A 20,754-nucleotide genomic window follows, 5' to 3' on the forward strand; every position below is an offset into this window, starting at 1 on the left:
GCGCGGGAATGACGCGGTGGTGACAAGGTGGTGATAGCGCTCAGCGGTGCTCGATGCGCGCCGCCAGCGCCTGCGCCAGGCCGATCGTCGGCTTGGCATCCGGACGCCGGAACGTGCCCGCGGTGGCCTTGCGCGGCTGCAGCGCGACCAGGGCCTCGGCCTGCTTGACCGCCGCGGCCATCTGGTCGACCACCGGCACCGGAATGCGATCGCGCACGCGCGCGGCAAGGCCCGCCAGCGGCGCGCCGGCCAGGATCACCACGTCCGCCTCGTCTTCCACCACGGCGCGGTTGGCCAGTTCCACCAGCACCGCTTCCTTTTCTTCCTGCACGTCCGAGACCGAGGCAAAGCTGCCGTCAAGCATGCGGATGCCGGCCAGCCGGCCGCGCAGGCCGTGCATGTCCACGCATTCCTCGTACCACGGCCCGAGCGCGCGCGCGAAGGTAACGATCGAGAAGCGCCGGCCTAGCATGCAGGCCGACAGCATGGCCGCTTCGGCCATGCCTACGACCGGCAGGTCGAACAACTCGCGGGCACCCATCAGGCCGGGATCGCCAAATGCGGCGATGATCGCGGCATCGAATTCTGTGTGGCGTTCCGCCAGCATCTCCAGCGCGATGGCGCCGCCGATCTGTGCCTCGGCGCGCGTGGCGATATAAGGCACGCCACGGCTGGCGGTCAGCGGCACAAGCTCAGTGCCGGGCGATGCCACCGGCGTGGCCGCGGCCATCAGCCGCGCGGTGATGCCTTCGCTGGTATTGGGATTGAGGACAAGGATTCGCATATCGTTGTTATCAGTAATTTGCAGTAGTTAGCCGAAGTTAGACGTTATCGACGCCAGATCCCGCCGCGAACACGCGTTCGGCGAGCCGGGCCGCGGCCAGCACGGTGCGGTCGGCCCCGCGCGGGCCGGCAATCTGCAGGCCCACCGGCAGCCCGTCGCGGCCGCTGCCGCAAGGCACCGAGATCGCCGGTGCCAGCGCATGGTTGAAGAATGGGGTGAAGACCGCATGGGCGCGGGGCTCGACGGCAACGCCGCCGATCCGTTCGGGCCCGAGCCGGTCGTTGCGCCACGCCACGCACGGCGTGGTCGGGCACAGCAGCAGGTCGTAGCGGGTAAAGAATGCGGCCATGGCCAGCGCGACCTGGCGGCTGGCTTCACGGGCACGCGCCACGTCGGCGCCGGTCCACGCCAGCCCGCGCTCGATCTGGCGCGCGATATCCGGATCGAACACATCGGGATCGCGGCGCCAGGCTTCGGCGTAGAGACTGGCCAGCCCCACGTGCTGCAGCGGCATCAGCACTGCTTCATCGGCGCCTTGGGGCCAGGCCGGGTCGGCCAGCTCGATGCTCAGGCCTGCCGCCTGCAGCCGCGCCACGGCCTGCGCGCAGGCTTCGGCCACGTCATCGTCGACCGGGGTATCGAGTCCCAGCCGCGGGCTCAGCGCGATCCGGAGCGTATGCAGCGGGCGCTCGGGCGCCAGGCTGAAGCCCAGCGTATCGGGATCGCGCGCATCGGCGCCGGCCAGCGCCTCGAACATCAGCGCCGCATCGCTCACGGTGCGCGTGATCGGCGCGATCACCTGGATGCCGTTGAAAGCGTGGGCAAAGCCGATCGAATCGGGAATCGCGCCGTAGGACGGCTTGAAGCCAACCACGCCGGCATGCGCGGGCGGGCGCCGGCTGGAGCCGCCGCCGTCGGTGCCCAGCGCCAATGGTGCCATGCCGGCGGCCACCGCCACCGCGCAGCCGCCGGACGACCCGCCGGCGGTCAGCGTGGCGTCGAGCGGATGGCGCGTCAGGCCGTAGACCTTGTTGGTGGTCAGGCCCTTGCAGGCAAACTCCGAGGTATTGCCCATGCCGAGCACGATCGCGCCGGCGCGGCGCAGGCGCTCGACCGCGATCGCATCGGCCGGGGCGATAAAGTCGCGGTACAGCTGCGAGCCCTGCGTGACGCGGCGGCCCTGGCTCCAGATCACGTCCTTGACGATCACCGGCACGCCCGCCAGCAGCGGGCGCTCGCCCTGCGCCAGCCGTGCGCGCAGCTGCGCCAGATCGGCGTCGACCAGTTCCTGGCGTTGTTCGAAGACGGCATTGAGCGGGTCGTTGCGCGCCGCGATGCGGGCCTGGAACGCGGCCACCACCTCGGCGGGATCGAGGCGGCCGGCGGCCACGCGGCCAGCGATGGTGGCGGCGTCCAGGCTCTTGGTCAGTTCCGTCAGTTCCATATCGGCAGTGTCGGTCAAATCATCGAAATAGCCAGCGCCGTCACAGGCTGCCGCCCGAAGTGCGGTAGCGCGGCCGCGCCATCTCCGGCAGCGCGCACGGCAGGAACTCGCCATGGCCGGCCTCGGCGCGCACTTCGCCTTCATGCGCGACGACCTTGCCGCGCACCAGCGTGGTCACCGGCCAGCCGGTCACACGCAGCCCTTCATACGGCGTGTAGTCGACCGCATGGTGCAGGTCGGCATTGCGGATCTGCACTTCGCGCTGCGGATCCCACAGCACCAGGTCGGCATCGGCACCGATGGCGATGGTGCCCTTGCGCGGATGCAGCCCGTACAGCTTGGCGGGATTGGTCGAGGTCAGCGCCACGAACTGGTTGACCGAGATGCGCCCCCCGTTGACGCCCGCCGAGAACAACAGCGGCAGGCGCGTCTCCAGGCCCGGGATGCCGTTGGGGATGTACTGGAACGGCACTTCCTTGCCCCCGGGCTTCTTGCCCTCGGGATCGTCGTAGCGGAACGGCGCGTGGTCGGACGAGAAGATCGTGAACAGGCCGTCGGCCAGCCCATCCCAGATCACCTCCTGGTTGCTGCGGTCGCGCGGCGGCGGGCTGCAGACGCACTTGGCGCCGTGGTAGCCGGGCTGGTCCAGGTCCTCGGCGGTCAGGAACAGGTACTGCGGGCAGGTTTCGGCAAAGATCTTCATGCCGCGGTTACGTGCCCAGCGGATCTGCTCCACCGCTTCCTTGCCGGAGACGTGAACGATCAGGATCGGCACGTCGACCAGCTCGGAGAAGGTAATGGCGCGGTGCGTGGCCTCGCGCTCGATCGCCATCGGCCGGGCCAGCGCATGGAAGCGCGGCGCGGTGTTGCCGGCGGCCTCCATTTTGTCTGTTAGCCACGCGATGCAATCGGAATTCTCGGCATGCACCATCACCAGCGCGCCTTCCTGGCGCGCCACCGACAGCACCTCGAGGATCTGGCGGTCGTCGAGCTTGAGGTCATCGTAGGTCATGTAGATCTTGAACGACGAATAGCCCTCGCGGATCAGCCCCGGCAGCTCGTCCTGCAGCACGGCATGGGTCGGATCGGCAACGATCAGGTGGAAGGCATAGTCGACCACCGACTTGCCGCCGGCGCGTCGATGGTAGTCGTCCACCGCCGCGCGCAGCGAATGGCCCTTCTCCTGCGCGGCAAACGGGATCACGGTGGTGGTGCCGCCGCACGCTGCCGAGACCGAGCCGGTGCGGAAGTCGTCGGCCATCCTGAGGCCGTCCGGCATGGGCTGGTCCAGGTGGCAGTGCGCATCGACGCCGCCCGGCAGCACCAGCTTGCCGCTGGCGTCGATGACCTGCGCGGCATCGCCCAGGTCAAGGCCAAGCTGCACGATGCGGCCGCCGTTGATGGCGATATCGCACTGCATGGTGTCGCTGGCGGTCACCACGGTGCCATTGCGGATGATCAGGTCGAACTGTTTCACGATGTTGGTCACGAAAGAAAATGAAGGAGCGCGCGGGCGCGCCCCGGGCTGGTTATCAGCGGTCTAGCGGTCTGCGTCGGACAGGTGCATGCGTGCGGTTTCGCGTGCCGCGGCCGCGGCGACCGCGATCAGCGCGCACACCACCGCCAGGTAGATCGCCACCGGCGCGGTGCTGCCGAAGCGGTCGAGCAGGCCGATTGCGATCAGCGGGGCCAGCGCGCCGCCGAACACGCCGGCGAACTGGAAGCCGAGCGAGGCACCGGTGACGCGCACCCGGGTGGCAAACAGCTCGGGCAGGAACGAGGCCAGCGGCGAGAACATGAACGACACCAGCACCATGCCGACGAACGAGGCCAGCATGATCAGCGCCGGGCTGCCGGTCTTGATCATGGCGAAGAAGGCAAAGGCCCACACCGCGCCGCCAATGCCGCCGATCATCAGCACCGGGCGGCGCCCGATGCGGTCAGCCAGCAGGCCGGCGACCGGGATGAACAGGATCTGCGCCACCGCACCCAGCAGCACCGCATTGAGCGCGATGCTCTTGGGCAGGCCCAGCTTGGTCGGCACGAAGTAAAGCAGGAACAGCGTGAACACGTAGAAGGCGATGTCGCCGCCCAGCCGCGCGCCGAACGCGATCAGCAGCTGCTTCTTGTAGTTGCGCAGCACTTCCATGATGGGCGCGCGCGCCTCGGCATGCGATTCCTCCAGCTTCTCGAACATGCCGGATTCCCGCACGTTGGAGCGGATATAGAGCCCGACGCCGACCAGCAGCGCCGACAGCAGGAACGGCACGCGCCAGCCCCAGCTGAAGAAGGCTTCCTCGGACACCTGCCACGTCACCAGCGCGAATATGCCGTTGGCCAGCAGCAGGCCGATCGGCGCCGCCAGTTGCACCAGGCTGCCGAGGATGCCGCGCCGCTTACCTTCGGGATCGAGCTCGTTGACCATGATCGCGGCCCCGCCCCACTCGCCGCCCAGCGCCAGGCCCTGCACCACGCGCAGCAGCACCAGCAGCAGCGGCGCCAGCGCGCCGGCCGCGGCATAGGTCGGCAGCAGGCCAATGCCGAAGGTCGCCAGGCCCATCATCAGCAGCGTGATGATCAGGATCGACTTGCGGCCCATCTTGTCGCCATAGTGGCCAAAGATGGCCGCGCCCAGCGGCCGCGCCACGAACGCCACGCCATAGCTGGCGAAGGACAGCAACGTCGCCGTCAGCGGATCGCTCTGCGGGAAGAACAGCTTGGGGAAGACCAGCGCGGCGGCCGATCCATAGATGAAGTGGTCGTAGAACTCCAGCGTGGTGCCGGCCAGGCTGGCCCCGGCGACGCGCGCGACCGACTGTTTCTGGGCCGACGCGCCTTTTCCCGCGGCGTCGATGCTGACTGCTTGCATGGTGGTGGTCCTCCAATGGTCCCTGGCCTGCCCGCTGCGCACCGTTCACCGGCTGCGCGCTGGGTTGTCTCCGACGGGGCATGCATGTGCCTCGCCTTTGCTCAGTACATTAGGCCATAAACCGCCATACAATCAAGCAAAATATTGTTTGTCAGAAATTGTGCATATGCATGCTGGATTTTGGTGCGATGCACTAATGCGGCATCGGCTGCAAAATCGCGGTACCAGATCCGGGTAAACACCTAACCGACATATCCGCCATAGCACGGGCGAAAAAAAACGGCGCATGCCAAAAGGCATGCGCCGTTTTTTGTGTGAAACGCTGAGGTCGCGTCAGATCACGATGGTCTGGGCCTCGCCCTCGGCACGTTCGCGGATCTCACCGATCTGCCACACGGCTTCGCCGGCGGCCTGCAGGTGGCGGATGGCGCGTTCGGCGTCTTCCCTGGCCACGATCACCACCATGCCGATGCCGCAGTTGAATACGCGGTGCATTTCGTCGTCGGCGACGCGGCCTTGTGCCTGCAGCCACTGGAACAGCGGCGGCAGGGTCCAGGCATCGCGATGCAGTACGGCGGTCACGTTCTGCGCCAGCACGCGCGGCACGTTCTCGGTCAGGCCGCCGCCGGTGATGTGGGCCATGCCCTTGACCGGCAGGGTCTCGATCAGCGACAGCAGCGGCTTCACGTAAATGCGCGTGGGCGCCATGATGGCGTCCTGCAGGCGCTGGCCGTGGAAGTCGGCATTCAGGTCCGGCTTGGCCACCTCGATGATCTTGCGCACCAGCGAATAGCCGTTGGAATGCGCGCCCGACGACGCCAGGCCCAGCACCACGTCGCCCGGGGTAATGGTGCTGCCGTCGATGATCTTCTTCTTCTCGACCGCGCCGACGGCAAAGCCGGCCAGGTCGTATTCGCCGTCCGGGTACATGCTCGGCATTTCAGCCGTCTCGCCGCCGATCAGCGCGCACCCGGCCAGTTCGCAGCCACGGGCGATGCCCTGGATCACGGTAGCGGCGGTGTCGACATCCAGCTTGCCGCAGGCGAAGTAGTCCAGGAAGAACAGCGGCTCGGCGCCCTGCACCAGGATGTCGTTGACGCTCATCGCGACCAGGTCCTGGCCGACGGTGTCGTGGCGGTTCAGCTGGAACGCCAGTTTGAGCTTGGTGCCCACGCCGTCGGTGCCCGACACCAGCACGGGCTCCTGGAATTTCTTCGACAGCTCGAACAGCGCACCGAACCCGCCGATGCCGGCCATCACGCCTTCGCGCATGGTGCGCTTGGCAAACGGCTTGATGCGGTCGACCAGCGCGTCGCCCGCATCGATGTCAACACCGGCGTCGCGGTAGGAAAGGCCGGCCTGGCCGTCGGTCGGGGATGCGCTCATGGGAACCTGCTTGTCCTGGAGGAATAAAGGGAGGAACTAAAGTGACAAATCCGGCGCTCGCGCAGTCGGGGTTTCCGTCGCAGCTTCCGTCGCTTGGCATCGGAAGGCGGGCGCGAGTCCAGTAGAATCGCAATTTTAACGGATAGAGGCCCCCGGCTTCCAGTTTCCGGCACACTTGGGCCGCAAACCAGTCCCAAGTGCCTCGTCGCCCTCCTTATTGATGAACGCCCCGCTGCTGAACCACGAGACCAAACGCATCCTGCTCTGGATCGCAGTGGCCGCCGCGCTGTTCGCCGCGATCATCGCGCTGGCGCCAGTGCTGACGCCGTTCCTGTTCGCGTTCATCTTCGCCTATATCCTGAATCCCGGCGTGGACTGGCTGCAACGGCGCCGGGTGCCGCGCGCGATCGGCGTGACGCTGATGATCCTGCTGCTCGCGGTGATCTTCGTGCTGCTGTTGCTGCTGCTGATCGCGGTGCTCCAGCGCGAGATCCCGCAGGTGCGAGAGCAGTTGCCGATCCTGCTCAAGAAGCTCAATTCCGTGGTGGCGCCGCGCCTGGCCGAGTTCGGCGTGCGCGTGCGCTTTGACTTCCCGGGGCTGCGCAACATGCTGTCGGACCGCTTCTCCGCCAGCCCGGAAGACCTGCTGGTGGTGCTGCTGAACTACGTCAAGATGTCGGGTTCGGCGCTGATCACGGTGGCCGGCATCGCGTTCATCGTACCCATCGTCATGTTCTACCTGATGATGGACTGGCACATGGTGATGCGCCGCATCGAGGGCGTGGTGCCGCGCCGCTGGGTGCCCAAGGTGCGCGAGCTGACCAACGAGACCGACGCCCTGCTGTCGCAATACCTGCGCGGCCAGATTCTTGTGATGGTGATCCTGGCGGCGATCTATTCGATCGGGCTGACCATTGCCGGCTTCGATATCGGCGTGCCGGTCGGGGTGTTCACCGGGCTGGCGGTCTTTATCCCGTATATCGGCTTCGGTGTCGGGCTGGTCATGGCGATCCTGGCGGCGATGCTGCAGTTCGGCAACTGGTATGGGCTGGGCGCGGTGGCGGTGGTGTACGGCTTTGGCCAGTTCATCGAAAGTTTCTACCTGACACCGCGGCTGGTGGGCGAGCGCATCGGACTGCACCCGCTGGTGGTGATCTTCGCGTTGCTCGCCTTCGGCCAGCTGTTCGGCTTCTTCGGCGTGCTGCTGGCGCTGCCGACGTGCGCCGTGCTGCTGGTCGGCGCGCGCCAGCTGCGCCGGGTTTACCTGGCCAGCGACCTGTACCGAAAATAGCGGTAGCCAGTCATCGCACCGCCGACCGCAACATCGCCCCGACGCTACCCCGCAAGTTAGCCATACGTCATGTCCCCGCGTCCCAACAAGCAACTGTCGCTCGAGCTGGGCAGTCCGCCGCCCTCGACCTTCGAGAATTTCGTGGTGGCGTCCAACCGCGAGCCGGTGCAGCGCCTGCAGGAACTACCCGCCGCGGTCGCGCAGGAGCGCGCCACCGACCGGCTGGTCTACCTGTGGGGCGAGGTCGGCTGCGGCCGCACCCACCTGCTGCACGCGGTCTGCGAGGCCGCGCCGCAGCATGGCATCCGCTCGCGCTACCTGAGCCCGCACCACCCGCTGTCCGACTTCCTGTTCGACCCGTGGTGCCAGCTCTACACCGTCGATGACGTCGAGCTGCTGGACGAAGCGCGCCAGATCGCGGTGTTCTCGCTGTACAACGAAGTGCGCGCCCACGTGCGCACCGCGCTGGTGGTCGCCGGCGGCCTGGCCCCGCGCGCCATGCCGGTGCGAGAAGACCTGCGCACCCGGCTGGGCTGGGGCCTGGTGTACCAGGTCGCGCCGCTGTCCGACGACGACAAGAAGGCTGCTGTGCTGCAAGCGGCACGCGAGCGCGGCCTGCAGCTGTCGCCCGAGATCACGCACTGGCTGGTGACGCGCCACTATCGCGACATGCCCAGCCTGATGGCGCTGCTTGACGCGCTCGATACTTACTCGCTGGAACGCAAGCGGCCGGTCACGCTGCCGCTGCTGCGCGAGATGTTCGCTGAATTCCGGGACTAGGCGACGGCCCCGCTCCGCCCGCTCCCTTACCCCATCCTGCCTTAAGGTAAAATCGCGCCCCATGAATCTGGCACTCTTTGACCTCGACCACACCCTGATCCCGACCGACAGCGACCACGAATGGGGCCGCTTCCTGGTCCGCCTGGGCATCGTCGACGAGGAAATTTACCGGCAGAAGAACGACGAGTTCTACAACCACTACAAGGCGGGCACGCTGGACATCCAGGCGTTCCTGCGTTTCGCGCTGGGGCCGCTGGCGGCCAACCCGCGCGACAAGCTCGACGCCATGCGCGCGCAATTCATGCACGAGGTGATCGACCCGGTGATTACGCCGCAGGCGCGCGCGCTGGTCTACAAGCACATCGAGGCCGGCGACCTGTGCGCGGTGGTGACCGCCACCAACAGCTTCGTCACGGCGCCGATCGCCGCCGCCTTCGGCATCAAGCACCTGATCGCTACCGAGCCCGCCACTGTCGACGGCAAGCCGGAAAGCCAGTTCACCGGCGATGTCTTCGGCGTGCCGAGCTTCCGCGAAGGCAAGATCACCCGCGTCGAAGCCTGGCTCAAGGCCCAGGGCGCGACCTGGGACAACTTCGAGACCACCACCTTCTACAGCGACTCGGCCAACGACCTGCCCCTGCTGGAAAAGGTCTCCGAGCCGATCGCCACCAATCCGGACGATCGCCTGCGCCACCACGCCGCCGCAGCCGGCTGGCGCATCATGGATCTGTTCTGACGTGATCAAGAAGCTCATTACCCGCCTGCTGGGCAAACCCGGCCCCAAGCAGCGCCGCACCGGCCGCGCCCATACGCCGCGCATCGTCAACGTGGACGAGCACCAGATCGACCCCACGCTGCTGTCGCGCAATGCCGTCAAGGTCACTTCCACGCTGCAGCAGGGCGGCTACCAGGCCTATATCGTCGGCGGCGCCGTGCGCGACCTGCTGCTCGGCATCAAGCCCAAGGATTTCGACGTCGCGACCAACGCCACGCCCGAGCAGGTGCAGTCGCTGTTCCGCCGCTCGCGCATCATCGGCCGGCGCTTCCAGATCGTGCACGTGACCTTCTACGGCGGGCGCGAGCAGGAAATCATCGAGGTCTCGACCTTCCGCGCGCTGGTCGACGCCATCGCCAGCGAAACCCTGCCCGAAGGCCGACGCCTGAAGCGTGCCGAGCTCGACAGCAAAACCCATGCGATCGACGCCTCGGGCCGCGTGCTGCGCGACAACGTGTGGGGCTCGCAGGCCGAAGACGCGGAACGCCGCGACTTCACCATCAACGCGATGTACTACGACCCGGCCGCGCAGACCGTGCATGACTACCATCACGGCATGGAAGACATCCGCGCGCGCACGCTGCGCATGATCGGCGACCCGGTCACGCGCTACCGCGAAGACCCGATACGGATGCTGCGCGTGGTGCGCTTCGCCGCCAAGACCGGCTTCGATATCGACGAGGCCACGCGCCACCCGGTTGCCGGCCTGGCCGAGCTGATCCACAACGTGCCGAGCGCGCGCCTGTTCGACGAGATGCTCAAGCTGCTGATGTCCGGCCACGCCTGGGCGTCGCTGCAGGAGCTTCGCAAGGCGGGCCTGCACAAGGGCCTGCTGCCGCTGCTGGACGTGGCGCTGGAGCAGCCCATGGGCCAGCGCTTCGTGCAGCTGGCGCTGGACAACACCGACCGCCGCGTGCAGGCCGGCAAGCCGGTCTCGCCGGGCTTCCTGTTCGCCGCGCTGCTGTGGCACCACGTGCTGCAGCGCTGGAACCAGTTGCGCGAGGAAGGCGAGCACGCCATCGCCGCGCTAAATAGCGCCATGGATGCGGTGCTGGAAAAGCAGACCGGCCAGCTGGCGATCCAGCGCCGCTTCGTCACCGACATGCGGGATATCTGGGGCATGCAGCCGCGCTTCGAGAAGCGTGTCGGCCGTATGCCGTTCCGCCTGCTGGAGTCGCCGCGCTTTCGCGCCGGCTACGATTTCCTGCAGCTGCGCTGCCAGTCCGGCGAGCTGCCGGAAGAACTGGCCACCTGGTGGCAGGATTTCCAGAACGCCGAGCCGCATGAGCGTGAAGACCTGATCGACGCCGTGCGCAGCGCGCGGGGCCAGGGTGGCGGCCAAGGTGGCGGACAGGGCGGAGGCCAGGGTGCGGAAGGCGAAGCCCCGGCGCGCAAGAAGCGCCGCCGACGCAGTCCGCGGAAATCGGATAAAGTTTCTTCCCGGAGCGACTCGGACGCGGGCCAGGCAGCACATGCCGGCCCCGGCCAGCCGGAGGAAACCTAAATGACTCTCGCCTTCATCGGCATCGGCGCAAATCTTGGCGATGCCCGCCAGGCCATCAAGGACGCCATCGTGTGCCTGGCCCAGCAGGTCGGCATCACGGTGCTGGCGCGTTCCTCGCTCTATCGCACCGCGCCGGTCGATGCCGGCGGCGACGACTACTACAACGCGGTGGTCAAGGTGCAGACCTCGTTCACCGCGCCGCAACTCTTGCGCATCTGCCACCACATCGAGGACCAGTTCGGCCGCGAGCGCCCGTTCCGCAACGCGCCGCGCACGCTCGACCTGGACCTCCTTGTGTTCGGCAACGAACAATACGACGACGAGCACCTGACCGTGCCGCATCCGCGCGTGACCGAGCGCGCCTTCACGCTGGTGCCGCTGGTGGAGCTTGACGCCGGGCTGTCGATCCCCGGGCGCGGCCGCGCCGCCGACTTCCTGGCCGGCGTTGCGTCCCAGCGCATCGAGAAAGTCTCCACCTGCAAGTGCCTGCGCCTGCAGGCCGAGGGCGGGGCCGGCAGTACCGGCTGAGGCCAGCCAGGCCATCCGCGCGAATCGCCATGCTCGATCACCTGCGCCGCATCGTCGTCGAAGGCCCCGTCGGATCGGGCAAGACCTCGCTGGCCCAGCGCCTGGCGCGCACGCTGCAGGCGCACGAGCTGCCTGACTGCGCGCGCCGCAGTCCCTTCCTGGAACCGTTCTACCGCGATCCCGCGCGCCACGCGCTCGCGCTGCAGCTGTGGTGCCTGACCCAGCGCGCCGTGCAGCTGCAGCAATGGCAGGCCGCGCTGCTGGCCGGCCAGCGCATGGTGACCAACTTCCTGATGGCCAAGGACCGCCTGCACGCGGCGCTGACGCTGGCGCCTGACGAACTGGCGCTGTACGACGCCATTGCCGCGCGCTTTGGCCTGCCGCCGCAGCGGGTCGACCTGGTCATCGTGCTGCAGGCCACGCCGTCGCTGCTGCGCGAGCGCATCGTGCGCCGCGGCGAGCCGGGCGAGGCCGGCATCGACGAACACTACCTGCAGCGGCTGGCCGACGCCTACGGCGAACTGTTCCACCGCTACGACGAGGCCCCGGTGCTGGTCGTCGATACCGCCCACTTCAATCCGGTGGACAACGATGACGATTTCCGTACACTACTGTCGCGCATTGAAAACATGCGCGGCCGCAAGGCCTTTCTCAATCTCGCTGCGCCCTGACAGGCCCCGCCTGCCAGCCACAACACAATAACGACGGCAGCCGTTGCCCTGCGTGGAATCGCGGGTGGTTTAGCGGCACAACCCGCCGTCACATTCGGGCACTGCCATGAGTTACCTCCTCGATCCCTCCCGCAAGACCATCACGATCCCCAAATTGCAGGCGATGCGCGACGCCGGCGAGAAAATCGCCATGCTGACCGCCTACGACTCCAGCTTCGCGGCGCTGCTCGACTATTGCGGCGTCGAGATGATCCTGGTCGGCGATTCGCTGGGTAACGTGATCCAGGGCCAGCAGACCACCCTGCCGGTGACGCTGGAACAGATGGCCTACCACACCGAATGCGTGGCCCGCGGCAACCAGACCGCCATGCTGGTGACCGACCTGCCGTTCGGCACCTACCCGACTCCGGAAACCGCGTTCGCCAGTGCCGTCGCGCTGATGAAGGCCGGCGCGCAGATGGTGAAGCTCGAAGGCGGCGACTGGCTCGCACCCATCGTCAAGTTCCTGGTCGAGCGCAGCATCCCGGTGTGCGCGCATATCGGCCTGACGCCGCAGTCGGTGCATGCGCTGGGCGGCTTCAAGGTGCAGGGCAAGACCGACGCGGGTGCCGCGCAGCTCAAGCGCGATGCGCTGGCGCTGCAGGAAGCGGGCGCGCAGGTGGTGCTGATGGAAGCGGTGCCGGCCAGGCTCGCCGGCGAGATCACGCAGCTGCTGAAGGTGCCGACCATCGGCATCGGCGCCGGCGTCGACTGCACCGGCCAGGTGCTGGTGCTGCAGGACATGATCAACGTCTACCCCGGCCGCAAGGCCAAGTTCGTGCGCAACTTCATGGAAGGCCAGACCTCGATCGAAGGCGCCGTGCGCGCCTACGTGGCCGCGGTCAAGGACGGCAGCTTCCCCGCTCCCGAGCACACCTTCTCCGCCTGACCCGGTGGAGATCGCTGCCGCCACCGCCGCCGCATTCCGCCTGCTCGGCAGCGGCGACGCAGGGCTGTGGTTCATTGTCTGGACCTCGCTGGCCATCGCGGTACTGGGGCTGGCGATCGCCACCGTCCCGGCCATCGCCGCCGCCTGGCTGATCGCCACGCGGCAGTTCCCCGGGCGGCGCGCGGTGGTGGTGGTGGCGCAGGCTTTTCTCTCCTTCCCGACCGTGCTGGTCGGGCTCATCCTTTATCTCTTGCTGACGCGCCAGGGGCCGCTGGGCAGCCTGCATCTGCTGTTCACGCCGTCGGGCATGGTGCTGGGGCAGGCGGTGATCGGTTTCCCGGTGGTGCTGGCGTTTGCGTTGTCGACACTGCAGGGTGCCGACGTGCGCTTGCGCGAGACCGCGTGGGTCCTTGGCGCCGGGCGCTGGCGCACCTTCTTTACGGTGCTGCGCGAGCTGCGCTTCGGGCTCATGGCGGCGGTGGTGGCGGGCTTCGGGCGCGTGATCGCCGAGGTCGGCTCGGCGCTGATGATCGGCGGCAATATCGAAGGCTCGACCCGCACCATCACCACGGCGATCGCGCTGGAGACCAGCAAGGGTGAATTCGCGCAGGGCATCGCGCTGGGCATCGTGCTGGTGGCGCTGGCGCTGCTGGTCAATATCGGCATGGCGTGGCTGCAGGGTGCCGGAGGGTTCCGGCGATGACAACCGCATCCCAACCACCGGCATCCCCCTTGCTGACCGTGCGCGGGCTGGCACGCTCCATCGGCCTGCGCCGCCTGTTTGCCATCGACGCGCTGGTGATCCCGCGCGCCACCGCGATCGTGCTGACCGGCATGAACGGCGCCGGCAAGACCACGCTGCTGCGCATGCTGGCGGGACTGGAACGCGCGCCGGGCGGCACCGTGCAATGGACCGATACCAACGGCGAGCGCCAGACCGCGCCGCTGGACCCGCTGCCGCCAGCGGTGCGCCAGCGCATCGCTTACCTGCACCAGCATCCCTACCTGTTCCGCACCTCGGTGCGCGCGAACATCGCCTACGGCCTGCATGCGCGCCGCCTGCCGCATGATGAGATCGCGCGGCGCGTGGGCGAGGTGCTGGGCTGGGCCGGCGTGTCGCACCTGCAGGACACCGCGCCCGAGCACCTGTCGGGCGGCGAGATCCAGCGCGTGGCGCTGGCGCGCGCCAAGGTGCTGGAGCCTGAACTACTGCTGTTGGACGAGCCCACCTCCAGTCTCGACGGCCATGCACGCGAGCAAGTGATCGCGCTGGTCCGGGACCTGGCCACCGAAGGCCGCACCGTCATCATGGTGTGCCACGACCGCGAGCTGATCAACCTGCCGGGCGTGGTGCGCTGGAAGCTGGGCGATGGCGTGCTGGACACGCATCACCCGTAGCGCTCAGGTGACGCTCAGGTGATGCTCAGGTGAGCGTTGCCGGCATCGCGCCGCGCAGTGCATTGACTACGACGACGGCGTCAGCGCGCGCCAGCATGGCACGCGTGATGACGCCCTCCTCTACCGCTTCACCGGGCGCGCCCAGCGCCGCGCCGCCTTGCTCCAGTATGACCGCGCGCATCACTCCGGGCAGGATATCGGCCGACAGCGGCGGCGTCAGCCAGCGGCCATCGATGTGGACGAAGACCGAGCTGCGACCGCCTTCCAGCAGCTCGTCGCGGGTATTGAAGAAGAGGCGGTCGAAGCCGCCGGCGCGCTCGGCTGCCTGCCAGCCGGCGTCGTAGACCGCGCGCGCGCTGGTCTTGTGGCGGCGCAGCGGATCGGCATCGGGCAGCGGCTCCGGCGCCAGGTCGACCGTGACCGGCCCCGGCAGCGGCACCACTGCCCCGCTGGCGAAGGCAAGCGTGCCGGCCTTGCCCACCGCCAGGCGCAGGCGCCAGGTGCCGGCGCCAAGCTGCCCGGCCTGCGCAGCCACCGCCGCCCGTGCAGCATCGGCATCGAAGGCAAAGCCGAACGCGCGCGCCGAGGCCCCGAGGCGCGCCAGGTGGCGATCCGCGTGCAGGCATTCGCCGTCCTGCACGCGCATGGTCTCGAACAGCGTAAAGCCGGGATCGAGCCGCGTCAGGAAGCGCGCCTTCCAGCCGCATTCCGCGAATTCCTCGGCGGCCACGCTGTCGTGGACAATGCCGCCGCCAACGCCCATTTCGCCGGGACGCAGCCCGCTGGCCGCTGGCAGCGCCAGCACCAGTGTGCGGATTGCCACGGACAGCGCAAACGGGCCCATGGCGGCACCGGCTTGCGGGGCATCGATCCAGCCGATTGCGCCGGTATACAGGCCGCGCGGCGCACCTTCCAGTTCCGCGATGATCTCCATGGTGCGGCGCTTGGGCGCCCCGGTGATCGAGCCGCACGGGAACAGCGCCGCCATCAGCGCGCCGAAGCCAGTGCCGGGACGCGCCGTGGCAGTGACCGTGGAGGTCATCTGCAGCACCGCGCCGAACGGCTGCACGGCAAAGCGCTCGGGCACCGCCACGCTGCCCGGCTGCGCGATGCGGCCCAGGTCGTTGCGCAGCAGGTCAACGATCATCACGTTCTCGGCGCGGTTCTTGGCATCGGCGGCCAGCGCGGCCGCGGCCTGCGCATCGCGCCGCGCATCGCCCGAGCGCGGCGCGGTGCCCTTCATCGGGCGCGTCAGCAAGTGGCCGCCCCCGTCGTGGCGCACGAACAGCTCAGGCGACAGCGACAGCACCCACCCGTCGCCCGGCAGCCGTGCCAGCGCACCGTAGGGCACCGGTTGCGCGGCGCGCAGCGCGGCGTACAGCGCTACCGGGTCGCCGAAGGCGTGGAAGCGCAGGCGCTGGGTGTAGTTGACCTGGTAGGTGTCGCCGGCCTCGATCCACTGGTGGATGCGGGCGATGGCGTCGTCGAAGGCTTCGCGCGGGGTGTCGGAGGCGACGTCCATCAGGCCGGCCGGCGCTGGTGCGGCGTTGGCCTGAAGCCAGTCAGCCACGGCCGCGCCGTCGAGGCGGTGCAGGTCGCGGAACCAGAACAGGCGCAGCGCGCCGTCGTGGCATGGCAGCGCATCGCCGGTGTGGACGGGGACGCCGACCAGCGGGCCGCCGAATTCGTAGGGTGCAAACAGCGTGGCGTGCCAGCCCCGGCGCCAGCCTTCGGCAAGCATGGCATCGAGCCGGGTGATATCGCTGCCGGCGGGCAGTAGGTCTTCCCGGAGGAAGCCGGTGTAGAGGCGCGATGCGGCTTGCGACGCGGGGGCGGTGGCGTCATCGAGAAGGACGAAGACGTTCCCCTTCCCAGACTGGTTGCTCCCCTCTCCCGCTTGCGGGAGAGGGGCTGGGGGAGAGGGCGGGGGCAGGATGCTGGCTACCACGGGAAATCGTCAGGGAAAACTGGATTGCCGGCACGGCCGACATGAAGCACTAGGATGCATTATCGCGCGCGGCGGGGTGGTGGGCGATGGAGGCGCCTGCCCTCTCCCCCGGCCCCTCTCCCGCAGGCGGGAGAGGGGAGAAAACCGGCGGCTCCGCAAAAACAAAACCGGCCACGCTCACACGTGGCCGGTCTCATACCGCCCAAGCCGGATCAGCTGAAGAAGCTCTTCACCTTGTCCAGCCAGGACTGTTCCTGCGGGCTGTGCCGCGAACCGCCCTCGTGTACCGAGCGGTCGAACTGACGCAGAAGCTCCCTCTGGGAATCGGTCAGCTTGACCGGCGTCTCCACGTTCACATGCACGTAGAGATCGCCCGGATAGCCCGAACGCACGCCCTTGATGCCCTTGCCGCGCAGGCGGAAGGTCTTGCCCGATTGCGTCGCCTCAGGCACCGGGAAGGTGGCCTTGCCGTTCAGCGTCGGCACTTCCAGGTCGCCGCCCAGCGCCGCGGTGGCGAAGGAGATCGGCATCTGGCAGTGCAGGTCGTCGCCGTCGCGCTCGAACACGGCATGCTGCTTGATGTGGACTTCCACGTACAGGTCGCCCGGCGGCCCGCCGTTGATGCCCGGCTCGCCGTTGCCCGACGAGCGGATGCGCATGCCTTCGTCGATGCCCGCCGGGATCTTCACTTCCAGCGTCTTTTGCGACTTCAGCTTGCCCTGGCCGTGGCACTTGGTGCAGGGCTTGGGAATGAACTTGCCGCTGCCGTGGCACTTCGGGCAGGTCTGCTGCATGGTGAAGAAGCCCTGCGACACGCGCACCTGGCCGGCGCCGTGGCAAGTCGGGCAGGTCTCGACGCTGGAGCCCGGCTCCGCGCCCTTGCCGTGGCAGTGGTCGCAGTCGTCCCAGTGCGGCACGCGGATCTGCGCCTCGTGGCCGTGGGCGGCCTGCTCCAGGCTGATCTCCATGCTGTAGCGCAGGTCGGCGCCGCGATAGGCCTGCGGGCCACCGCCGCCGCGGCGACCGCCCTGCTGCTGGCCGAAGATATCGCCAAAGATGTCGCCGAAGGCCTCGGCGAAACCGCCGTAGCCCTGCGCGCCACCGAAGCCGCCGGCCATGTTGGGGTCGACGCCGGCGTGGCCGTATTGGTCATAGGCCGCCTTCTTGTCCGGGTCGGAAAGCATCTCGTAGGCCTCTTTGACCTCCTTGAATTTTTCCTCGGCGACCTTGCCGTCCTTGCCCTCCGGGTTGCGGTCCGGGTGGTACTTCATCGCGAGCTTGCGATAAGCCTTCTTGATTTCGTCGTCGCTCGCGTTCTTGCCTACCCCGAGCACTTCGTAGTAGTCACGTTTTGCCATGGTGGCTCATTACCCTTTGGCCGGCAGGCGCATGCGGCTCCGTACCGGCGAATAGCAAAAAAGCCGAGCGAGGCATCCGACGGCGGTTTCCCGCTGGGTCCGATGGCCACGCCCGGCGTCGGGGCGGGAGCGGTGCCGGCCAGTGCCCGCACCGCCGCCCGCGTGTCCCGATTACTTCTTGTCGTTGACTTCCTTGAATTCGGCGTCCACAACGTTGTCGTCCTGCGGCTGGGCGTGCTGCTGCGCGCCGGCACCCGCCGCACCTGCCGCACCCGCCGCGCCCTGCTCGCCGGCCTTGGCCTGCATGTCGGCGTAGACCTTCTCGCCCAGCTTCTGGCTGACTTCGGACAGGGCGTTGACCTTGGCATCGATCTCGGTCTTGTCGCCGCCGCGGGCGGCGTCTTCCAGTTCCTTGATCGCGGCTTCGATCTTTTCCTTCTCGCCGGCTTCCAGCTTGTCGCCGTATTCGGTGACTGCCTTCTTGGTCGAGTGGATCAGCGCGTCGGCCTGGTTGCGGGCATCAGCCAGCTCGCGGGCCTTCTTGTCTTCCTCGGCGTTGGCCTCGGCGTCCTTGACCATGCGCTGGATCTCGTCTTCCGACAGGCCCGAGTTCGCCTTGATGGTGATCCGGTTTTCCTTGCCGGTCGCCTTGTCCTTGGCGCCCACGTGCAGGATGCCGTTGGCGTCGATGTCGAACGAGACTTCGATCTGCGGCGTGCCGCGCGCTGCGGGCGGAATGCCTTCCAGGTTGAACTCGCCCAGCAGCTTGTTGCCAGAGGCCATTTCACGCTCGCCCTGGAACACCTTGATGGTCACGGCCGGCTGGTTGTCGTCGGCAGTCGAGAACACCTGCGCATGCTTGGTCGGGATAGTGGTGTTCTTGGTGATCATCTTGGTCATCACGCCGCCCAGGGTCTCGATCCCCAGCGACAGCGGCGTCACGTCCAGCAGCAGCACGTCCTTGCGGTCGCCCGACAGCACCGAACCCTGGATCGCGGCACCGACGGCCACGGCTTCATCCGGGTTCACGTCCTTGCGCGCTTCCTTGCCGAAGAACTCCCTGACCTGTTCCTGCACCTTGGGCATGCGGGTCATGCCGCCGACCAGGATCACGTCGTCGATGTCGCTGACCTTGACGCCGGCGTCCTTGATCGCGGTGCGGCACGGCTCGATGGTGCGGGTGATCAGCTCTTCGACCAGCGATTCCAGCTTGGCGCGGGTGATCTTCAGGTTCAAGTGCTTCGGACCCGAGGCATCGGCCGTGATGTACGGCAGGTTGATCTCGGTCTGCTGCGAGCTCGACAGTTCGATCTTGGCCTTTTCAGCGGCCTCCTTCAGGCGCTGCAACGCGAGCACGTCCTTGGACAGGTCCACGCCCTGTTCCTTCTTGAACTCGCCGATGATGTAGTCGATGATGCGCTGGTCGAAGTCTTCGCCACCCAGGAACGTATCGCCGTTGGTGGACAGCACTTCGAACTGCTTCTCGCCGTCAACGTCCGCGATCTCGATGATCGAGATGTCGAAGGTGCCGCCGCCGAGGTCATACACGGCGATCTTGCGGTCGCCCTTCTCGTTCTTGTCCAGGCCAAAGGCCAGCGCGGCCGCGGTCGGCTCGTTGATGATGCGCTTGACGTCCAGGCCGGCGATACGGCCGGCATCCTTGGTCGCCTGGCGCTGCGAGTCGTTGAAATACGCCGGCACGGTGATCACGGCTTCGGTCACCGGCTCGCCGAGGTAGTCCTCGGCCGTTTTCTTCATCTTGCGCAGCACTTCGGCGGACACTTGCGGCGGCGCCAGCTTCTGGTCGCGCACCGACACCCATGCGTCGTGGTTGTCGGCCTTGACGATGGCGTACGGCATCAGGCCGATGTCCTTCTGGACTTCCTTCTCTTCGAACTTGCGGCCGATCAGGCGCTTGACCGCGTACAGCGTGTTACGCGGGTTGGTGACGGCCTGGCGCTTGGCCGGCGCGCCGACCAGGATTTCGCCGTCTTCCATGTAAGCGATGATCGACGGGGTGGTGCGTGCGCCTTCCGAGTTTTCGATGACCTTGGGGGTGTTGCCCTCCATGATCGCGACGCAGCTATTGGTGGTACCGAGGTCGATACCGATGATCTTACCCATTATTCTCTCCTCTTGAGCCAGCGCTATCCGCGGGGCTGCAATTCAACCTGAGGCCGAAATGTGGCCGTCCGGGGTCTTTTCAAGGGCAGAAGCGGCAAATCCGAGTAAATTTCTCGGATTTTGCGTTTCCTCAACGGCATTTGCGGCCGGGGCTTGAGCCAAAGCCCTCGGCCGGCGACAAAAAATGCAGCCTGATTAACTTGCCGCGGCTCAGCTTCCCTGCCGGTCGCGCTGCCACAGCACGTCGGAGCCGCCGCCAGCCCGGTTCAGCACCCGCGCCAGCACGAACATCAGGTCCGACAGCCGGTTCAGGTACTGGCGCGGCGCGTCGTTCAGCGGCTCGGCCGCGCCCAGCGCCACCAGCGCGCGCTCGGCGCGCCGGCATACGGTGCGGCACACGTGGGCCTGGGCCGCGGCGCGGCTGCCGCCGGGCAGGATGAATTCGGCCAGCCGCGGCAGGTTGGCGTTGTAGTCGGCCAGCCAGGTGTCGAGTTGCGCCACCTGCTCGGGCTTGAGCAGGGTGTAGCCGGGGATGGAAAGCTCGCCGCCCAGGTCGAACAGGTCGTGCTGGATATGCAGCAGCGCGGCGCGCACGTCGTCGGGAAGCGTCTCGGTCAGCAGCACGCCGACATGGCAGTTCAGTTCGTCGACGTCACCGATGGCGGCAATGCGCAGGCTGTCCTTGCCGGTGCGGGTGCCGTCGCCCAGGCCGGTGGTGCCGGCGTCGCCGGTGCGGGTGGCAATCTTGGACAGGCGGTGGCCCATGCCGGTCTCCTTAATGCGTGTGGGGGGAAATGGCGCATTATCGCGCCGGAGCACAGGGATACGCCATGCGCGCGCGAGTCCGCCGACACCCTCCTTCGGTGCGGGTCCCGCTTGTGCGGCTATCGGCCAGCCGGCGCCGGCCAAGGGTGCATGAGCCGCCGCGCGGCGTAGAATGCCGTTATTCGTCCATTCGACAACCGG

The 20,754-nt window shown here is 67.6% G+C and carries 18 protein-coding genes; 9 read left to right on the forward strand and 9 right to left on the reverse strand.

Annotated elements, in window-relative coordinates; genetic code table 11:
- Positions 1-40: 40 nt before the first annotated feature.
- From ACIP1U_RS05485 to purM, 5 genes are all read right to left on the reverse strand, one after another.
- Positions 41-784 carry an aspartate/glutamate racemase family protein gene (locus ACIP1U_RS05485; RefSeq protein WP_029045961.1) on the reverse strand — a complete coding sequence of 248 codons (744 nt, stop codon included), beginning with the start codon at positions 782-784 and terminating at the stop codon, positions 41-43.
- Between the two features lie 37 nt (positions 785-821).
- Positions 822-2,228 (reverse strand): amidase, encoded by a 1,407-nt coding sequence (locus ACIP1U_RS05490; protein ID WP_400312551.1) that lies wholly within the window; start codon positions 2,226-2,228, stop codon positions 822-824.
- Between the two features lie 40 nt (positions 2,229-2,268).
- Complete coding sequence (gene hydA / locus ACIP1U_RS05495; RefSeq protein WP_400312552.1) at positions 2,269-3,705, reverse strand: dihydropyrimidinase; 1,437 nt, start codon at positions 3,703-3,705, stop codon at positions 2,269-2,271.
- 63 nt (positions 3,706-3,768) lie between these two features.
- The gene (locus tag ACIP1U_RS05500) at positions 3,769-5,097 is read right to left on the reverse strand and encodes an MFS transporter (RefSeq protein WP_400312554.1); all 1,329 of its coding nucleotides are present in this window, start codon (positions 5,095-5,097) and stop codon (positions 3,769-3,771) included.
- A gap of 333 nt (positions 5,098-5,430) precedes the next feature.
- Positions 5,431-6,483, reverse strand: coding sequence for a phosphoribosylformylglycinamidine cyclo-ligase (gene purM, locus ACIP1U_RS05505; RefSeq protein WP_400312556.1), 1,053 nt, complete (start codon positions 6,481-6,483; stop codon positions 5,431-5,433).
- A 220-nt stretch (positions 6,484-6,703) separates the two neighbouring features.
- Between purM and ACIP1U_RS05510 the strand changes: the two genes are divergently transcribed.
- From ACIP1U_RS05510 to ACIP1U_RS05550, 9 genes are all read left to right on the forward strand, one after another.
- Complete coding sequence (locus ACIP1U_RS05510) at positions 6,704-7,774, forward strand: AI-2E family transporter (RefSeq protein WP_400312558.1); 1,071 nt, start codon at positions 6,704-6,706, stop codon at positions 7,772-7,774.
- A 69-nt stretch (positions 7,775-7,843) separates the two neighbouring features.
- Positions 7,844-8,554, forward strand: coding sequence for a DnaA regulatory inactivator Hda (gene hda, locus ACIP1U_RS05515; RefSeq protein ID WP_029048934.1), 711 nt, complete (start codon positions 7,844-7,846; stop codon positions 8,552-8,554).
- Positions 8,555-8,615: 61 nt separating this feature from the next.
- Complete coding sequence (locus ACIP1U_RS05520; RefSeq protein WP_133092254.1) at positions 8,616-9,290, forward strand: HAD family phosphatase; 675 nt, start codon at positions 8,616-8,618, stop codon at positions 9,288-9,290.
- 1 nt (position 9,291) lies between these two features.
- A complete protein-coding gene (gene pcnB / locus ACIP1U_RS05525) occupies positions 9,292-10,833 on the forward strand; it encodes a polynucleotide adenylyltransferase PcnB (RefSeq protein ID WP_400312560.1) in 1,542 nt (513 codons plus the stop codon).
- Positions 10,834-11,361, forward strand: coding sequence for a 2-amino-4-hydroxy-6-hydroxymethyldihydropteridine diphosphokinase (gene folK, locus ACIP1U_RS05530; RefSeq protein ID WP_400312562.1), 528 nt, complete (start codon positions 10,834-10,836; stop codon positions 11,359-11,361).
- Between the two features lie 29 nt (positions 11,362-11,390).
- A complete protein-coding gene (locus ACIP1U_RS05535; RefSeq protein WP_400312563.1) occupies positions 11,391-12,032 on the forward strand; it encodes a deoxynucleoside kinase in 642 nt (213 codons plus the stop codon).
- Positions 12,033-12,138: 106 nt separating this feature from the next.
- Positions 12,139-12,960 (forward strand): 3-methyl-2-oxobutanoate hydroxymethyltransferase, encoded by an 822-nt coding sequence (gene panB, locus ACIP1U_RS05540; protein ID WP_400312565.1) that lies wholly within the window; start codon positions 12,139-12,141, stop codon positions 12,958-12,960.
- Between the two features lie 4 nt (positions 12,961-12,964).
- Positions 12,965-13,663: an ABC transporter permease gene (locus tag ACIP1U_RS05545; protein ID WP_063240227.1), complete on the forward strand. Its 699-nt coding sequence runs from the start codon at positions 12,965-12,967 to the stop codon at positions 13,661-13,663.
- Positions 13,660-14,358 carry an ATP-binding cassette domain-containing protein gene (locus tag ACIP1U_RS05550; protein ID WP_400312567.1) on the forward strand — a complete coding sequence of 233 codons (699 nt, stop codon included), beginning with the start codon at positions 13,660-13,662 and terminating at the stop codon, positions 14,356-14,358. Before ACIP1U_RS05545 ends, ACIP1U_RS05550 begins: the two co-directional genes overlap by 4 nt.
- A gap of 25 nt (positions 14,359-14,383) precedes the next feature.
- Here the strand turns inward: ACIP1U_RS05550 and ACIP1U_RS05555 are convergent, their stop codons facing one another.
- The 4 genes from ACIP1U_RS05555 to ACIP1U_RS05570 form a co-directional block, all read right to left on the reverse strand.
- A complete protein-coding gene (locus ACIP1U_RS05555; RefSeq protein WP_400312569.1) occupies positions 14,384-16,306 on the reverse strand; it encodes a chorismate-binding protein in 1,923 nt (640 codons plus the stop codon).
- A gap of 212 nt (positions 16,307-16,518) precedes the next feature.
- Positions 16,519-17,664: a molecular chaperone DnaJ gene (dnaJ, locus tag ACIP1U_RS05560; RefSeq protein ID WP_400312570.1), complete on the reverse strand. Its 1,146-nt coding sequence runs from the start codon at positions 17,662-17,664 to the stop codon at positions 16,519-16,521.
- A gap of 171 nt (positions 17,665-17,835) precedes the next feature.
- Entirely contained in the window at positions 17,836-19,788 is a 1,953-nt protein-coding gene (gene dnaK, locus ACIP1U_RS05565) for a molecular chaperone DnaK (RefSeq protein ID WP_400312572.1), read from the reverse strand.
- Between the two features lie 210 nt (positions 19,789-19,998).
- Positions 19,999-20,553, reverse strand: coding sequence for a cob(I)yrinic acid a,c-diamide adenosyltransferase (locus ACIP1U_RS05570; protein WP_400312574.1), 555 nt, complete (start codon positions 20,551-20,553; stop codon positions 19,999-20,001).
- Between the last annotated feature and the right edge of the window lie 201 nt (positions 20,554-20,754).

This window comes from Cupriavidus sp. NPDC089707 (assembly GCF_044748965.1).
Classification (GTDB): domain Bacteria; phylum Pseudomonadota; class Gammaproteobacteria; order Burkholderiales; family Burkholderiaceae; genus Cupriavidus.

Coding starts and splice junctions, on each gene's coding strand:
- ACIP1U_RS05485 (WP_029045961.1), bottom strand. CDS start 784: ATGCGAATCCTTGTCCTCAATCCCAATACCAGCGAAGGCATCACCGCG.
- ACIP1U_RS05490 (WP_400312551.1), bottom strand. CDS start 2,228: ATGGAACTGACGGAACTGACCAAGAGCCTGGACGCCGCCACCATCGCT.
- ACIP1U_RS05500 (WP_400312554.1), bottom strand. CDS start 5,097: ATGCAAGCAGTCAGCATCGACGCCGCGGGAAAAGGCGCGTCGGCCCAG.
- purM (WP_400312556.1), bottom strand. CDS start 6,483: ATGAGCGCATCCCCGACCGACGGCCAGGCCGGCCTTTCCTACCGCGAC.
- ACIP1U_RS05510 (WP_400312558.1), top strand. CDS start 6,704: ATGAACGCCCCGCTGCTGAACCACGAGACCAAACGCATCCTGCTCTGG.
- hda (WP_029048934.1), top strand. CDS start 7,844: ATGTCCCCGCGTCCCAACAAGCAACTGTCGCTCGAGCTGGGCAGTCCG.
- ACIP1U_RS05520 (WP_133092254.1), top strand. CDS start 8,616: ATGAATCTGGCACTCTTTGACCTCGACCACACCCTGATCCCGACCGAC.
- folK (WP_400312562.1), top strand. CDS start 10,834: ATGACTCTCGCCTTCATCGGCATCGGCGCAAATCTTGGCGATGCCCGC.
- ACIP1U_RS05535 (WP_400312563.1), top strand. CDS start 11,391: ATGCTCGATCACCTGCGCCGCATCGTCGTCGAAGGCCCCGTCGGATCG.
- panB (WP_400312565.1), top strand. CDS start 12,139: ATGAGTTACCTCCTCGATCCCTCCCGCAAGACCATCACGATCCCCAAA.
- ACIP1U_RS05550 (WP_400312567.1), top strand. CDS start 13,660: ATGACAACCGCATCCCAACCACCGGCATCCCCCTTGCTGACCGTGCGC.
- dnaJ (WP_400312570.1), bottom strand. CDS start 17,664: ATGGCAAAACGTGACTACTACGAAGTGCTCGGGGTAGGCAAGAACGCG.
- dnaK (WP_400312572.1), bottom strand. CDS start 19,788: ATGGGTAAGATCATCGGTATCGACCTCGGTACCACCAATAGCTGCGTC.
- ACIP1U_RS05570 (WP_400312574.1), bottom strand. CDS start 20,553: ATGGGCCACCGCCTGTCCAAGATTGCCACCCGCACCGGCGACGCCGGC.